The organism is Nonlabens tegetincola, from assembly GCF_002954355.1.
Lineage (GTDB): Bacteria > Bacteroidota > Bacteroidia > Flavobacteriales > Flavobacteriaceae > Nonlabens > Nonlabens tegetincola.
Window position 1 is genome coordinate 381,169 of sequence record NZ_MQVV01000012.1, and the last position, 15,925, is coordinate 397,093.

At 35.2% G+C, this 15,925-nt stretch carries 14 protein-coding genes; 3 read left to right on the forward strand and 11 right to left on the reverse strand.

Going from position 1 to position 15,925, the window contains the following annotated elements; translation table 11 throughout:
• The first annotated feature begins 256 nt into the window (after positions 1–256).
• Together BST93_RS05630 and BST93_RS05635 are read left to right on the forward strand one after the other, a co-directional pair.
• Entirely contained in the window at positions 257–910 is a 654-nt protein-coding gene (locus BST93_RS05630; protein ID WP_105018399.1) for a response regulator, read from the forward strand.
• A 3-nt stretch (positions 911–913) separates the two neighbouring features.
• Positions 914–2,890, forward strand: a complete 1,977-nt coding sequence (locus tag BST93_RS05635; RefSeq protein ID WP_105018400.1) for a tetratricopeptide repeat-containing sensor histidine kinase — start codon at positions 914–916, stop codon at positions 2,888–2,890.
• Positions 2,891–3,271: 381 nt separating this feature from the next.
• On the opposite strand, the gene BST93_RS05640 is transcribed toward BST93_RS05635, so the two are convergent.
• The 9 genes from BST93_RS05640 to BST93_RS05680 all read right to left on the reverse strand — a co-directional run bounded on the left by BST93_RS05640 (position 3,272) and on the right by BST93_RS05680 (position 13,220).
• Positions 3,272–4,240, reverse strand: coding sequence for a PD-(D/E)XK motif protein (locus BST93_RS05640; RefSeq protein ID WP_105018401.1), 969 nt, complete (start codon positions 4,238–4,240; stop codon positions 3,272–3,274).
• A 5-nt stretch (positions 4,241–4,245) separates the two neighbouring features.
• Positions 4,246–6,555, reverse strand: coding sequence for a Z1 domain-containing protein (locus BST93_RS05645; RefSeq protein WP_105018402.1), 2,310 nt, complete (start codon positions 6,553–6,555; stop codon positions 4,246–4,248).
• Positions 6,556–6,561: 6 nt separating this feature from the next.
• The gene (locus tag BST93_RS05650) at positions 6,562–8,094 is read right to left on the reverse strand and encodes an ATP-binding protein (protein WP_105018403.1); all 1,533 of its coding nucleotides are present in this window, start codon (positions 8,092–8,094) and stop codon (positions 6,562–6,564) included.
• On the reverse strand, positions 8,091–9,440 hold the full coding sequence (locus BST93_RS05655; protein WP_105018404.1) for a DNA cytosine methyltransferase: 1,350 nt from the start codon (positions 9,438–9,440) through the stop codon (positions 8,091–8,093). Before BST93_RS05655 ends, BST93_RS05650 begins: the two co-directional genes overlap by 4 nt.
• A 461-nt stretch (positions 9,441–9,901) precedes the next feature.
• On the reverse strand, positions 9,902–10,351 hold the full coding sequence (locus tag BST93_RS05660) for a hypothetical protein (RefSeq protein ID WP_105018405.1): 450 nt from the start codon (positions 10,349–10,351) through the stop codon (positions 9,902–9,904).
• 266 nt (positions 10,352–10,617) lie between these two features.
• Positions 10,618–11,319 (reverse strand): peptidase associated/transthyretin-like domain-containing protein, encoded by a 702-nt coding sequence (locus BST93_RS05665; RefSeq protein WP_146104982.1) that lies wholly within the window; start codon positions 11,317–11,319, stop codon positions 10,618–10,620.
• 154 nt (positions 11,320–11,473) lie between these two features.
• Positions 11,474–12,019, reverse strand: a complete 546-nt coding sequence (locus BST93_RS05670) for a hypothetical protein (protein ID WP_105018407.1) — start codon at positions 12,017–12,019, stop codon at positions 11,474–11,476.
• A gap of 158 nt (positions 12,020–12,177) precedes the next feature.
• Complete coding sequence (locus BST93_RS05675) at positions 12,178–12,585, reverse strand: hypothetical protein (RefSeq protein WP_105018408.1); 408 nt, start codon at positions 12,583–12,585, stop codon at positions 12,178–12,180.
• 170 nt (positions 12,586–12,755) lie between these two features.
• Positions 12,756–13,220, reverse strand: a complete 465-nt coding sequence (locus tag BST93_RS05680; protein ID WP_146104983.1) for a hypothetical protein — start codon at positions 13,218–13,220, stop codon at positions 12,756–12,758.
• A gap of 3 nt (positions 13,221–13,223) precedes the next feature.
• Between BST93_RS05680 and BST93_RS14165 the strand changes: the two genes are divergently transcribed.
• Complete coding sequence (locus tag BST93_RS14165) at positions 13,224–13,382, forward strand: hypothetical protein (RefSeq protein ID WP_181072552.1); 159 nt, start codon at positions 13,224–13,226, stop codon at positions 13,380–13,382.
• A gap of 363 nt (positions 13,383–13,745) precedes the next feature.
• Here BST93_RS14165 and BST93_RS05685 read toward each other — a convergent pair whose 3' ends face one another.
• Together BST93_RS05685 and BST93_RS05690 are read right to left on the reverse strand one after the other, a co-directional pair.
• Positions 13,746–14,699: a Fic family protein gene (locus tag BST93_RS05685; RefSeq protein ID WP_105018410.1), complete on the reverse strand. Its 954-nt coding sequence runs from the start codon at positions 14,697–14,699 to the stop codon at positions 13,746–13,748.
• Between the two features lie 145 nt (positions 14,700–14,844).
• A complete protein-coding gene (locus BST93_RS05690) occupies positions 14,845–15,258 on the reverse strand; it encodes a CPBP family intramembrane glutamic endopeptidase (RefSeq protein WP_146104984.1) in 414 nt (137 codons plus the stop codon).
• Positions 15,259–15,925 lie beyond the last annotated feature (667 nt).

Genomic DNA, 15,925 nt, shown 5'->3' on the forward strand with positions numbered 1-15,925 from the left:
GCTATGATTGTAAAAATAGTTTTGATAGCCGGTAAAGCCAGGTACATTCCTATGAGTTTAATCTGTCTTGTTTGTTGCGTGAGTATCCTAGTAATCGCTTTGTTTTTATTGGAAAACGCATGGCGTAAATCCCTTTACAAACAATTGAAAGCAAAGTCTAAGTTGCTGGATCAAGCCAGGTTGCAAAATAATTTTTTAATTGCCTTGTGTAAGGATGCGTATAACCGCTGGTAAAAATTAGTATATTTAAACTGTAGTGAAAATAAGAACCGCCATAGTAGATGATAACAGCTTTTTAATTCACGCTGTAAAGGAAAAGCTCAGCTTTTTTGAGGACATACAGGTGCGGTTAACCGCGACAAACGGTAAGGATTTATTAGAAAAACTCGAACAAAATAGTCGGATAGACCTTATCCTTATGGATATAGAAATGCCCGTAATGGATGGCATTGAAGCTACACAACTCGTAAAACAGCGTTATCCTCACATAAAAATAGTAATGCTTACGGTCTTTGACAACGACAGCAATATATTCAATGCGATAAGAGCTGGCGCCGACGGTTACCTGCTCAAGGATGTTGATCCCGATAAATTACATGCAGGAATCCTTCAAACCTTAAACGGTGGCGCAGCAATGAATCCAGCGATAGCCTTAAAAACCTTAAAACTATTACGTTCACCAGAACAACTTAATAATCTAAGTGAGCACAAGGAGGATTTCGCTTTAAGCGAAAGAGAACAACAAGTACTAGAACAATTAGCTAGCGGTTTATCCTATACTGTAATTGCAAAAAACCTGATACTTTCACCCAGTACAGTGCGCAAGCATATTGAAAATATCTACAAAAAACTACAAGTACACAGTAAGTTAGAAGCAGTAAGTAAAGCTCGTAAACACAATATCATATAGCACATGAAAAGACTGCTCTATCTTTTTATAATCCTGTTGCTTACCAGTACCGGAGTAACCACCGCACAACAATCTAACCCAACTAAACTAGACAGCTTGTTGCAACTAGCAGCAGCAAAGCCCAACGATAGTTTAGCCATTATTCATTTGCACAAACAGTTTTTTGTGTACGTTTATAGAGAACCGCAAATTGCCAAGGCACTAGCCGATACCACTATCAATAGAACGGCACAACCACCGCATGATTACTTGCATGCTCAATCCTTAATGCGCAAGGGAATTTACTACGACGTGATCAGTAAAACAGACAGTGCGTTGCAACTCTATAACCAAGTGCTCAAAATCGCCAGTATTAATAAAGATACGGTTTCACTGGCAGGAGCTTACAACAATATAGGATTAGTCAAATGGAACCGTACCGAGCTCGAGGCTGCTATGCAAGACTTTATTCAAAGTTCTACCTTGTTCAAACAATTAGGAAACACCTATGGATTGGCCAGTGCTCAAAACAACATAGGTTTAATTTTATACGACCTAGGCCGCTATGACGAGGCGCTAGAATACCATAAAAGATCATTAAAATCTAGGATACAACGTCAGGATTCCTATGGAATAGGAGCGAGTTATTCTAATATTGCCACGGCGTTTTCAAAATTAAATCAGCCCGATAGCGTGCGCTATTACACCTATAAAGCCATTGATGCCAAGCTCAAATCTGGTGACAAACGAGGACTAGCCATCGCCTATCAAAACCTAGCCATTGATTACAGAAGAAAAAATGTACTAGATAGCGCCTTGCATTACTCCATTAAGGCCAATGAAATGTACAAAGCTTCTGGATTTAAAAGATTGTCCTCAAACAATTTACAAGTCTTGGCCGAGTTGTATTTTCTGGACAAGCAATACAAGAAAGGCCTTACGACCATCAATGAATCTATCGCTCTACAAGACTCAGCCGATTATAAAAACACAGCCGAAGCCTACAAAATCAAAGCACGTATTGAGGCCGGCTTAAAAGACTATAGAGCAAGCGCTCGTTCCTATGCACAAGTTTTGCAAGCTAGAGACAGTTTCGATTACGAACGCAGGTCAGACCAAGCCCAAGACTATTTTGAAAAATACAAAACCGCCGAAAAAGAGCAAGAAATCACCTTGCAACGCGCCGTAATTGCCGAAAATCAATTGAAAATCCAAAAGCAAAATCAAATGCTTTACCTCAGTATTGCAGCCCTGTTTATACTGGGATTAATAGGATTTGTGATTTACAGACAACAACAACTTAAAAACCACCAATTAAAAAAAGAAAAAGAACTAGAACTAGCTCTTGCCAAAATAGAAACCCAAAACAAACTACAAACACAACGTTTACGTATTTCCAGAGATCTGCATGATAACATAGGTTCCCAACTCACCTATATCATCAGTACCATAGACAATCTAGCCTATGCCCTTAAAAACACCCAACCTATCATACAAGATAAATTAAGCGGTTTAGGAACCTTTACCCGATCCACCATTGCCGAGCTTAGAGACACCATTTGGGCCATGAATTTAAACGACATTAGTCTGGATAAAATAAATGAACGCATTCATGCCGTTGTCGTAAATTTCAATTCCTTAGAGGAGCACGAGCCAGTCATTACCACACAATTAGTCAATGACGCCAATGTCACCTTTACCTCAGAGATGGGCATGCACGTATTCAGAATAATACAAGAAGCCCTAAACAATGCCGTAAAATACGCGCACACTGCTATTGAGATACACTCGGTGATTGAACAAGATCAATTAATCTTTACTATCAAGGATCACGGACCAGGATTTCAAGTAGAAGCAGTATCCAGCGGTAATGGAATATCCAATATGAAGCATCGCGCCAGTAAGATAGGAGCCACCTTTACGATAGATACACTGGTAGAAACCGGTACCGTAATTACACTGCGTATTCCCTTGCACATTGCTCTTGATCAAACCGCTTAAAAATACAATCCTAAAACCGTTGTCTGCTTATTGTGTAAGCAAGTAAAGCGAGTATAGGTCATGCATTCAAATACCAAAACCTATTAGTTTCTTCCTATTCTTTTCGCTTTCGCGAAAACGTGGAAAAGTAACCACTAATTGGAATTCGAGCAACGCTAGGAATAGGAGAGCATTGAGCGCTAGCGAAATGGCCTGAACGACCGTAAGTATCGTCCAGCAACGTGTTTGTTTATGAAAAGTAGCGTCTAAAAAGACACTAACTTTTCGGTTGAACACAGACCTTTATTATATTTATTTACTTTCGTTTTAGCGATTAAACCGCTATTATTTTCTAGATTGTTGTGCACTGGCTTTTTTCATTCCGTTTTTCAAGCGTTGGCATTATAATCCAGAAAATAGTATCCCATTCGAAATTGATTTGGGATTTACCGTCTCAATTTCAGATAAATCAGATTTAAATTTCACTTCACTTACTTTACTTGGAATGTTTATTCTTTCAATCTTCGAAACTGTTGAGCTATCATAGAAATTGATTGAATCTTTTCCTAATTCGTAATCGAAACTTACTGCTAAACCTTGTTCGAGTACATTTCCCAAAGTTCCACCTACGATTCTCAACAGTTTTTGAATGAGCGTCTCACTTCCAACTCTATCTTTGATTGATTCAATTAAGTCTGCTATGCTTTTTCCATTTGACGATTGTCTTGCGAATATAGAAGAGATAATAATCGTCGTTCTATCTTCTGCATTGAGTTGTTCAGATGTAAATATGTGTTTACGTTCCAGCGTACTTGAACTTTTTACTTCAATTTTTTCTTGGTCAGCATTGAAGTCAAACTTCTCTTCGGGCTTATTGTGCCAATATTCCAAAAGTATTTGAGGTTTCAAGCTTGTTTCAATAAGCAATAATTCACACCACAAACCTTGAACAGTCGTTTTCGGTGGACTTGATATAGCTTTAAAAATTTCAATAAAGTCATTGAAAATATTGTAAATCTCTTTTTGGCTTGGGTTTTTAGAAAGTTCACTAAGTAAATTATCCACGATACCCAAAAAATACTTTTGTAATGTAAACTCCTTACTTTTAAATAAAATGATTGTGTAGTTCTGGTATTGAGTTTTGTCCTCTTCTGTTACTTTGCATTCCAGATTGTGTAAAAGCTCAAGATATTCAAGACGAATATTCTTTTGGTTCAGAAATGTTTTATCACTTGTGGAATCGATAAGAATAGAAGGAAATCCAGATTGATTGATTCCAATTTTGGCAAAAGGGTATCTCTCTAATCTCTTAGCATTAAAGATAGAACCATTTTTTGAAGGTATTTCAAGCGTAGTAAATTCTTTAATCATCGTTACTAAAGAGAATTGGCTGGTTGTCTAATAATGTCTTTTCCAATACTCTCTGGAATCCAAATTGTAATACTTGGCACATCTTGATACACAATTTGACCATCTGAATCTGTAATCGGATTATCGTTTTCATCGGTCAATTCCAATCTATGAATTTGTATTGTGAGACGTTCGGTATCTCTGATGCTTCTATCGCCAGCATATATTTCTCCACGAGCAAATCCTTGTCTTGCGGGATTTGGACCTTGGAAATATTGCTGTACTTCATCATTTGCTTTCAATCTACGTTTTCTGATAGGTTGAAAAATTTCGTCTCCAACTTTTTCTGCACTCATAACATAAACCAGACAGTTCTCATTAGAATTTTCATTGCAATAAGCGGTTAACAGTCCTTGCAAACTTGAAAATGTCTGACTGTCTGTTTCTTTTGTGAATTTTAGTTTATTTAATAGGTGTTCCAAAGTTAATTCGATAGGCAATTCTGCATACAGATGTTTCTGGTTTGGTGTTCTATTTTCGTGTCCATCATTAATTTGAAATTCGTGGATGTTTCTGCTTTTGAATTCAGAGATAACAGTTTTGTTCTCTTCAATATATCTATCGGTATCGTGTGGTGCTTTGATGTAAAACCACTCCGCACCAAGATAGTCACGGTCTAAATCATCAAAGATAATATTGGGTCTGGTCAATCGAAGCATTCTGTGCTTTACTACTTGGCGTTCCCAATCGTTAAGATGCCTATTGTTTTCTGCGTATTCGGTTAATCTTCGCCTAACGTCTTCCTCGTGTTCGATTATTTCTTGAAAGGCAGAAATGTTCTGTGAGTCAAGCCAAACTCTGCAAAATCCAATATAATCACCCTTGTAACCAAAAAAGCGAGCTCGTTGTAATGTTGTATCAATTTGGCCAGTTGCCAAGCTACGTGGCATATAGGTAACTGTGAGACCTTCCACAGTAAAACCTCTATCCATTGCCTGACCACCAACAAGAATCCACGAATACTCTTCACGCCAAGGAATTTGTGGTGTTTTCCCTCGTGAAGCATTAACCAACATAGACCGCGTATATTTTATTGCGTGAAGTAATTGATTATCTTCAAGTAAATCTTCAAACCTTGGCAAATCTTGAACTGTCAAATTTAGATTGTCATAAGCACCTCTAAAACTTGTGTGCAAATGTTCTTTTTCTTCATCATCATTGCTTTCCAGTAATCGTGTCCAACTACCAATAACATCATTTATCCAATTATAATAATCCGTATGGTCAGCAGTTAGTCTTGATGGGTGTACAAGCATTGTTCGGTTGAATTGGTCGTCTTTTATTCTTCCGACAACTACACCTAAAAAGAAAATTCTTAAAGCGCTGAGTAAGCTGTTTGGGATTTGACTTACTTGGTTTTGATTAGTTGGAATTTCATTTGTTGGAATTTCCTGTACTAACTCAGTATTGTCAATAAAAAAAGTTCTACCACCAGTATATCCAGAACCTGGTGTTAATAGTTTAATGAAATTGGGCGAAAGTCTATCCCATATATTAATGAACAAATTGGCTTGAGGCGTTGCTGTATATTGTAGTAAAGTATGATGAGGGAAAACTTCTCTAAGACTGTTTATTCGCCTATAAATTGTTGAAGCATCGCCTTCATTAACATTTTCGCCAGCTCTTGCATTTGCTCTTGCTCTTGTGTTTAAACTCGCTTGGTCGCTTTCATCATCGATAATTAATGTTGGTACGTCCGTCAAGTTAAGATTACGCATCACATTGATTAAATTTTGAAGGCGATGTGTCTGTTTCATAACAGTAATCAATACCGTAGAACATCTTTCACGAGGTAGGGTAGGGTCTTGCCATTTTTCAAGACTTTGCTGTATAGAATTTATGTGGTTAGGATTTTCTGGATTTTTTATAATTTTCCATTTTCTGTCTCTTCGCTCTTCAATTCGTAGGTCTTTAAGCATTCTTTTATATGATTGCTCAGACAAAGGTGTTGAAGTACCAGCAATAATAATGACTATCTGATAATTGTTGTCTCTTGCCATCGCAGTAAGCGTTGTAAAAGACAAGGTTTTACCGCTTTGCACATACCCAAGAACTAAACCTGTTTCAATGACATTACTTTCATCAGGATTTCCACACATTTCAAGAATTTTATGTGTTTCATCGATGATTTGGTTTCCTGCTTCATCAATTTGATTCTTTGCGTCTGTAAACCCTTTTAACTCTATTAATTTGTGCACTTCTGTGCCTACAAAAGGATTCCATTTCGCATTATTATTGCTTTCTTGATTGCCAGTTATTTCTATAGTCTCAGCCATACTTCGTTAACTTGATAATTTCGTAATTAATTCGTTGAAATTTCTGCGGATTTCTCCTGGTGTCGTTGCTCTGCTCTCTTTCGCAATCAATTCTGCCAAACCTAATGCAGCTGCCATTCTCAAAATAGGTTCAATTTTTTGATTATCAGTTCCAGCAAACTGTACCATAAAGGTATGTGTTAAAGACAATCTTATTCCAATATTTCTTGAATCTGCAACTATCTTATTTTCTGGAATCAAATGACGACCAACTTGTATCATTTCATTTAATGATGGGTCATAAGAGAGTTCAATATAAATTTTCCAGTTCGCATTGTTGAAGTTTACCTCAAACTCCTTTTGAATTGCCTTTTCGGTTTCAATTAATTCTTCATCTGCGTCTTCATCTTCCTTCTCACTATCAAATGTTTCTTGAATTGCTTTTGGTGCTTTCTCTTCAAAATCTTTTACGGTGTTATCAAGAGCTTTTGTTCCAGACTTTTCATAGTCTTTATCTTTTGCTCGAACACGATACTCTTCGGCTTGTTTGAGCAATGGAAATTCGTCGGTACTGAGTTCGTCTTTTAAAAGTTGAAGAAAAATATCAAGATTTTCGTCCCATTGAATACCTTTTTTGGTAAAGGATACATCGAAGCCTTCTAAATGCAATTCGCCAAATACTCTTTGATAACGATAACTGTTTGGTGCGCCAAAAATAAATTGCGGTCTAAAGCCATTATCAAAACTTCCCTCAATAACTCTTCCTCTTCGGAATAATGCAAAGCCAGCTTCTTTGGTTGACCCTTTATCTCGAATGGCTACAAAACCTCTAACACTTAAGCCATCTTCTATGGGGAAATCGATTTCTCTTTTCCAAAGTATTGGCTTGCTCTCTGGTTCTGTATAAATCGGTACTTTTAGAATCTTTGGCTCACGAAATTTTTGTTCTTCATTGTTAATAAATAACTTCAGAGTTCCGTTGCGAATAAATTCTCTGTAAATGCTTGTCAAATGTGATTTGACTTTTCCTATGCCTTTTCTTCTCGGAATTTTATTGACATTAGTTAATTCAATAACTGTATAATGATGATTTGAGTTAACTGGCTTGGAAGAAAATTCAAGTTCCTCTATTTTATCCTCAAAAATTTTGTCCATATCAAAACTGATAGTTTTCTCAGTTTTCTCTCCAATCGCAGTTGTTCTTACTGTCCAGTAGTCAGAAAACCAGCACGAAGCGGACTTCATTCCCATACCAAATTCAGACAAACCAGAAGTGTCAGCAGGAATTTCAGCAGCTCGAAAGGCTCTTGAATAGTTTTCCTCTTCAATTCCAGCTGCGTTATCTCTTATTGTGATTTTATTGTTTGGGTCGTCGATTTCAATATAAACTTCGAGTTGGTATCCATCTCCGTGAAGTTTTTTTAATTCAATTTCGTTTTTGAGGCAACTTGCAATCGAATTGTCCACGAATTCAGCTAAGGCAAACCAAGTTTCGTATTCAAGGTATCTGAGAACTGATAGCATGGATACGTTTGGTCGTATGTTTACTTTGTTGCTCATATTTGGATTTGGGAAGTAGTGGTTACGCATTGAGGTCTTTGTCTTTCAATGATATTGTTTTCATCTCTTTCATCTAAAACCTCTTGAATCAGTTCAGTAGCAATAAGTCTAACAATTAATGAATTGACAGCATTTCCTAAAGCTTTGAAAGCTGCATTATCGTTTTCAGGTAATCTGATACCTTCCAAAGATTGTAATCTTAGAGCCTCATTTTGTGAAATATATCTTTTTTCCCACCCTATTATCGGTTTTTGTGTATTTGTACAAACCAATGATGGAAAAAAATTAGGATGTTTTATTCTTATTCCAGACGCTCTAAATTGAAGAAAATAATTGTAGATATTTCGTTCACTATCTCCCACATTCCATTCCAGTTTTTGCCAACTTTGTGAAGGTAGACTTGAAATTTTGCGAATAGACTTATCGATAAACTTTTTATTCTCTTTGTAGAAATCTCTGTTCTTTCTTATGTATTTCTTTTTCCATTCAGGGAATTTTTTGGTCACTCTTGCATAACTTGGTAGATTTTGCATTTGTTCTTTAACAGGCATATTATCCAATGAGACACCAAAGTTTCCTTTGTATTGTGCAAGTTCTTTTTTTGTCATTCGATGAGGATAGGTGTCTTCGAAAGGATAAGTTGCGCCAAATTCCATACTCCAAATAGGGAATCCTGGAATTTTTATTTCAGTCGGAATATCGGATAGAAATTCTTGCCATATATCAAGACATTCGATTTTGACTTTCGGAAGTCGTTTAGCTTTATTTGAATTATTATCTATGAAATTCGATATATTAATTTCATCAGCCTTTTGGGCATCAATTGATTCAAAACTAAAGTGCTCAAGTCCGTTTAAAGACCCAACTATGAAGATACGTTGTCTATGTTGCGGAATTCCAAAGTCCTGAGGTGAGTATATTTCGTGGCTTACTTCATATCCTAATTCCTCCAATTTTGATTTCATATATTCCCAAGTTTCCTCATTATCGTGCTTTGCTATAAAAGGAACATTTTCAAGAATGAAATAAGTCGGCTCTCTATGCTCTAAAATTCTTGCGATTTCGTCGAACAAAGTTCCACGGTCATCAGAGCGACCAAGTTGTTTTCCAGCTTTCGAAAATGGTTGACAAGGGAATCCAGCACAAAGTATGTCGTGCGGTGGTATAGTATCAATTTCTTCCTCCACTATTTTTTTTATATCGCCGTGAACTTCGATATTCCAGTTGTCTTGATAAACTTGTCTAAGATTATAATCAAGTTCGCTGGCAAATACACATTCGTGTCCAAGTTCGTGAAGCGCTTTGTGAAAGCCTCCAAGACCTGCGAACAAGTCAATAAATCTCATCTATATTTTCTGGTTTTATCATTTATATTTTCATTTCTTTCAGGTTGTCAAAATAAAAAGAATAATTGTTATTCCATTACGGTTTTTCTCATTTTCAATTTAGCGCAAAGGCAGAAAACAACACTTTTGGTTTTTTGAGCGTTGGCTTTTGTGTCGGCAAAAACCAAATGTGCTGTTTGTGCGGTTGGCTTTTCATAGCTTGTGGCTAACACACACAGTTTATATCAAGTTCACGCAGAATGCGCAGCATTCTAGAGTGTACGGTAGCTGTTGGTTTGGTTAGTAATTAGTTTTCTCAAATATATTGAATTCCATACTAATAACGTAGTAGTGAGGATTGAGAAAACAGGTATTTTTTATATTGAAATTAGGATTATGTCATGATCCAAATTATACTAGAAACTAGTCGAAAAAACGCTTGGTTCTTAGCTTAGTTCATTGTTGGCGTGTCGTTTTTTATTTTAATTATTCCATTCATACCAATAATGTCGTCCTAGTCCTAGGTCAGTGAAGAAGTATAAGTGGATTGAAATTGCTACGGGTAAAATCAAAGCTGCAATTATTTTTTCTTTCAATTCAGCTTCTTTTCTTTTAAAGATTCCGAACAGAAGTATCGAATAGGAAAGAACCAATCCTATAAATAATAATGTGTGAATCCATCCGAGTCCTTCTCTGTCATGCGTTCCACCTGAATAAAGTTTAATTCCAACGTCATGCAGAATTATAAATCCTGTTATAATTCCACTTAAACTTATTGGTTTCAAAGTCTTTGCTCCCAAAGTCATAACGAGTGTCATAGCGGATAATGCAATGGGTGTATATGTAATTCCATTTGGAGCAAAGAAGTGTCCATTTATCAAATTAATTAAAATGATAAAGAATGAAATTAATATCGCAGTTTTAGTTTTCATTTTTCAAATGACACACAACACGCACAGGTTATGGCGAGTTTACGCAGAATGCGTAGTGTTCAGTAGTGTACGGTAGCTATTGGTTTGGTTAGTAATTAGTTTTCTCAAATATATTGAATTCCATACTTATAAAGTAGGAGTGAGGATTGAGAAAATGAGCCTATTGAATAATGAAATAGGAATTATGTCATGATCCAAATTATGCTAGAAGCCAATTGAAAAAAACACTTGGTTCTCAGCTAGGTTTATTGTTATGCATAGCTTTTTTATTCTTCCATTTCATCCTCTGTCCATGTAGAGTCAAGGAAATATTTATTATTCTCTTCTTTAAAACTTCCAAACATCAAAGTCGTGTCTGGTGAACTTACTGTAAACCAAGCTCCACTATTAATTGAATACTCAAATTTAATTGAACCTTGCAGTAATTTCCCGTGAATTCTGCACGGATAATGTCCAAATAAATGGTGCCATTCCGGTCCACTAATTGGTTTTGATTGCTGAATTATACTTTCTATCTCGAATTTATTTAAAGTCCAATTATTGCAAGCTGTTGTGTCCTTGTCAGAGGAAGGATAGTCATTCGATTTTTCAAGTTCCAATATTTCAAAGCCTTTCTTGTAGTCAAATAATGCAGTTTCTAGTTTGGTCGTAGGTTGCAGTAAAATCGTATCAGTTGAGTTATTTGGGAAAATGATTTTTTGTGTTTCGTAACCGTCTTTAGAAAAGAACATTGTTATTTCATTACACCTTCCTGCAAACCCATAAATTTCGTAGTCTCCATTTTCACCTGTCATTGTTTTTCTATTGAATGAGTTGTTCAGGTCGCTTGTGTCCATTTTCCCTATAGCAACATTTTCAATAGGTTTCTTTGTCAATTTGTCCAAAACAACTCCCGATAAATGGTATTGACAGTCGCAAGAACCCAAAGTCAAGAAGAGAATAAATATTATCAGAAATTTTTGTCTCATTGTTTTTTTAATGTGCTACATCGGTTGGGTTATGAGTAGTTGCGTGGTTTAAGCACTTAACTTTGCCAGTACACACTAAACTGAAAATCCGCGAGGATTTTCGTAAGTAGGCTAGAACTAGCAATGAATTATACACATTGTTAGCAACTGCCTTTTAACTTCCCGCAATTCTATACCAATTATCTCCTAAATCTTCGATTACTTTAATTGTATAATGGTCAACATTAAAATATTCAGTTCCTAGTTTTCTATCAGAATGAAGATATAAATATCCCCAAATGCTATCTAAAAACCCATCAACTACAAAAAGAGAATAATCATCAATCTTTTGGTAACTTCTCAATTCAGACTCTTCTAGATATTTTCTGAAATTTTCAAAAACTTCTTCGTCAATGCTTTGGTCTTGCAGAATGAGTTTGTAGTAAGTTCCATATTCGTCATCGGTTTCTTTTTCATTCATTCGGACTGAAATTCCATTAATCCGTTTAGTATACCTTTGGCAGTCATCTAGTTCAAAAATCTTCTCATAATTTTCTAAATCGGCTATAAATTTTGAAGCCGTTCCTTTATTTAAATCAACACTATGAGGTTCAGGAATTGCAGAGGCAAACATTAAACCAGGAAGAATTTTAATAACGAATAGTATCAATATTGCTATTCCAATTAATATTCCGATTATTTTTCCTTTGCGTAATGTCATTTTAGGTTGTTGCTAACGGTCTAATATAACCGTCAGTTACGGGTTTATATGCGTTAATTTTCGGTTAGGCACAGACGTTAGCAATTCCGAGTGGATTTGTACGTAGTCGAATCCGCCGTAATTGCGGTTATACGGTGTTAGTTTTAGCACTTTAATTTTCATTCATTGAGTAGTTTGTCAAATCTCCATTTCTCAACTTTTTTAATTCTCAATATTCTGTCCGCAAGCTCAGAATTATATGAACATCTTGAGTTATTAAATCCAATCCAGGTTGGAAAGAACTTTTTCGCCATTCTAAAAATCGATTTATCAAATTTTTTAGAGCGCATAAATCCGACATTATTATCAGGTCCTACAATTAAATTCATTCTATGATTTAAAACATATTTAAATGCGTCTTGTAAATGATGATTTCGACTTTCCCATAATCCTTCATCTTCCCAAATAAACGCATCAGACATCGTTTCATATTCCATTTTTGGGCTATCAATTCTAGATTCTGTTGGTAGTGTTTCTTTATTCCTAATGAACGTTATCCAAATCCATATTTTTAAAATAAAATTCATTTATCGGTTTGAGTATTTTATTAAAGCGGTTTTGGCTATGGTTTCGTTACGGAATGGTACGCGAGTATCATTCCGCCGTAACCATAAATTTAGCAAAAAGGCTTGAAATTCCGATTAGGAATTTCAGCCGTAATGAACTATAGCTGTTGTTGTGTGTTCGTTTTTTATTCTTAAATATTTATAATTTCTAAATTTTGCTGGACAACTTGTTTTTCAGTCCGTCTTTCATTTTCTCTAATATCAATAACTTTAGCAAGCTTTTCCGTCAGACCATTTTCAGTTTCTTGCGATATAATTAAATGGATTTTCTTTTCGCCTTTTTTTCGATTTTCAATCTCATTTAAATAGATTCTTAATAATTCAATCCGCCATCCTTCTTCCATCTGTCCAAACTCCTCTATAATAATCAGCGAATTATTTTCAGATATCCAATCCCAATGAAAATCTAAAATTTGATTTCCATTATAGCTTTTTGCATCATACCAAGGTTCATATAGTTTTTCCTTTTTTATGAAATCATAATATTCATCAAATAATTTCATATTTGAAGGAAAGCGAAACACCTCAAAATTCACTCCTATAATCAAGTCATTAATAAATTTCCGCCTTTCAGTTTCCGATTTTCCAGTAATCAAAAGGTGTTTTTTATTCAATATGTTTTTAGCTTTCTCAATCATTTTTCAAATGACACACAACACGCACAGGTTATGGCGAGTTCACGCAGAATGCGCAGCATTCTAGAGTGTACGGTAGCCACTCTTGCATCCGACGAGTGCGCTTTCGCGAAAGCGGCATGAGAGGAATGCACAAATTTGCTATAACCGTAGTTGTTGACGGTACCAGTAACGCTGGTTAGTGTTTAATTGTTTAGGTTATAAATATAGTTAGATAAAAGCAAATTACAGCGACTTGTCTCCGACGAGCAAACGCAGTTTGCGAGAGGAAGACACGCGTGGATCTAACCTACAAGTTCAGGAGAGAATTGAGCGCTAGCGAAATGGCCTGAACGACCGTAGGTATCGTCCAGCAACGGTCTATGCTATGAGTAGTTGCGTGGTTTAAGCACTAAATCTAGCAAGTAAATACCGAATAGAAAATCCGTGAGGATTTTCAGAAGGAGGCGAGAACTAGCAATAAACTATATACGTTGTAGTACCTAGTTATTTTAAACGGTAGATTGTCTTGTTTTTTTCTCCTATTTTTTCAAATAAACTTAATTCAACTCCTTTTTTTAAATCTCTACTCGCAGTTGCTGAAGAAATGTGTTTAAAAATATCCATATAGTCTTTTCTTGTAAATTCTATATTATTTAATGAAACATAATATTCCAATCTATCTTTTTCATTTAACGTCCGATTATTAAAATCTAATAGCTGACTTATTGAAATGTCAATTACATTAAGCATATATTCAATAAACTTAGTTGATTTTCCAGATTTATCACTTTCAGCCAAAGCTTGATAATATTTTTCCTGGTCATTACTGATTAAAGTTTCAAAAGGTAAAAATTCAAATATTGGATATTTTTCCATTAAAATTAAAGTTTGCCATAATCTTCCCATTCTACCATTTCCATCCAAAAAAGGATGTATAAACTCCATTTCGTAATGGAAGACACAACTTTTAATTAACTCAATTTCATCAGATTTTTTCAAATATTCAAAAAGGTCTTTCATTAAGTATGGCACATTTTCAAATGATGGTGCTAAATGCTCAATTTTAGAGCCTTTTACAATTCCGACACTTTGATTTCTATATTTTCCAGAATTTTCGATTAAACCTTGCATTAGGTTTTGGTGTGCTTTTAAAAAAGATTTTTCATTAGAAGGATCGTAATCTTCTAAATTTTCATAGATTTTGATTGCATTTAAAACTTCAATAACATCTTTTTTAGGTCCAATAACTCGTTTGTTTTCAAGAAGTGCAGTAATTTGTTCCTCTGTAAGTGTGTTTCCTTCTATTTTTAACGAAGAATGAATAGTTTTGATTCTATTCTGTTTTCTCAATTTAGGTGAAGGTCTGTTTAATAAATTAGCATTTACTTCTCCTATTTTCTCTGAAATAGAAGTTATTAATTTTAAAATGGAAGATGTTATTTCGTAAGGTGGTTTCATTTGTGATACTATCATTTGATAGTATCAAAGATATAATAATTTAATCTGGATAATCTTATGACACGTGATTTTTTAATTATACACAACGGTTAGTATATGAGCCGTTTTAATGGCTTATATATATTGTTGTACTTAGTTGTTTTGTCTATAAATATTCATGATAAATCATTGTCATTACAATTGAATTATAAACACCATGGCAAATAATTGAGTACCATAAATTTCTTTTGAATAATAGGAATAGTATAAGGTATACAGATCCTATTATTAATGCATTAATAAGCCCCAAAGTACCTAGTTGGAAATGATAAGCGCCAAATATGCAGGCAGTCAGAGCGAAACTTATATGCGTGGAATATGCGCTCTGAAAAATTTTTTCTAAACGTGTAAAGATGAATCCATGAAAAACAATTTCCTCATATAATCCACCTATTAACCATCCCATTATTAATGTGAAAAAGTATTGCCATTTATTTTCTCTTATGAAGTCATAAAGCCCAATATCTGGATCTTCAAAGGTTATAAAATACTCTAGAATTGGAAAAAAGACCAATTGCATAAAGCTTAATGAGACAACTGCAACAAGGGTTCCGATTAAAATTGAGTTTATTTTTAAATCGCTTAAAGCTGAAGCCAATGTCAGAAAAAGTCTCTTTAGAATATTTCAAAACCATCCAGACAAAAAATAAAATGGGAATGCTATATCCGAATAATGGAATAAGCTCAGCATGTGGCAAAATGACAATAGTACATATTGCTATAATATTGATTAGAATCTCTTTTGCTCTCATACTTTAATTAAGTACAACACGCACAGGTTATGGCGAGTTCACACAGAATGCGCAGCATTCTAGAGTGTACGGTAGCCATTCTTGCATCCGACGATTGCGCTTTCGCGAAAGCGGCATGAGAGGAATGCACAAATTTGCTATAACCGTAGTTGTTGACGGTACCAGTAACGCTGGTTAGTGTTTAGTTGTTTAGGTTATAAATATAGTTAGATAAAAGCAAATTACAGCGACTTGTCTCCGACGAGCAAACGCAATTTGCGAGAGGAAGACACGCGTGGATCTAACTTATAAGTTCAGGAGAGAATTGAGCGCTAGCGAAATGGTCTGAACGACCGTAGGTATCGTCCAGCAACGGTCTAGTATAAGAATAGTAGCGGATTTTGAACCGCTAACTTTTCGGTTAAACGCAGACCTTTTTTAATTTACTTTATTTCG

What these genes read in the sequence shown, in the direction of transcription:
- BST93_RS05635 (WP_105018400.1), top strand. Translation starts at nt 914, where the DNA reads ATGAAAAGACTGCTCTATCTTTTTATAATCCTGTTGCTTACCAGTACC.
- BST93_RS05640 (WP_105018401.1), bottom strand. Translation starts at nt 4,240, where the DNA reads ATGATTAAAGAATTTACTACGCTTGAAATACCTTCAAAAAATGGTTCT.
- BST93_RS05645 (WP_105018402.1), bottom strand. Translation starts at nt 6,555, where the DNA reads ATGGCTGAGACTATAGAAATAACTGGCAATCAAGAAAGCAATAATAAT.
- BST93_RS05650 (WP_105018403.1), bottom strand. Translation starts at nt 8,094, where the DNA reads ATGAGCAACAAAGTAAACATACGACCAAACGTATCCATGCTATCAGTT.
- BST93_RS05655 (WP_105018404.1), bottom strand. Translation starts at nt 9,440, where the DNA reads ATGAGATTTATTGACTTGTTCGCAGGTCTTGGAGGCTTTCACAAAGCG.
- BST93_RS05660 (WP_105018405.1), bottom strand. Translation starts at nt 10,351, where the DNA reads ATGAAAACTAAAACTGCGATATTAATTTCATTCTTTATCATTTTAATT.
- BST93_RS05665 (WP_146104982.1), bottom strand. Translation starts at nt 11,319, where the DNA reads ATGAGACAAAAATTTCTGATAATATTTATTCTCTTCTTGACTTTGGGT.
- BST93_RS05670 (WP_105018407.1), bottom strand. Translation starts at nt 12,019, where the DNA reads ATGACATTACGCAAAGGAAAAATAATCGGAATATTAATTGGAATAGCA.
- BST93_RS05675 (WP_105018408.1), bottom strand. Translation starts at nt 12,585, where the DNA reads ATGAATTTTATTTTAAAAATATGGATTTGGATAACGTTCATTAGGAAT.
- BST93_RS05685 (WP_105018410.1), bottom strand. Translation starts at nt 14,699, where the DNA reads ATGAAACCACCTTACGAAATAACATCTTCCATTTTAAAATTAATAACT.
- BST93_RS05690 (WP_146104984.1), bottom strand. Translation starts at nt 15,258, where the DNA reads ATGCAATTGGTCTTTTTTCCAATTCTAGAGTATTTTATAACCTTTGAA.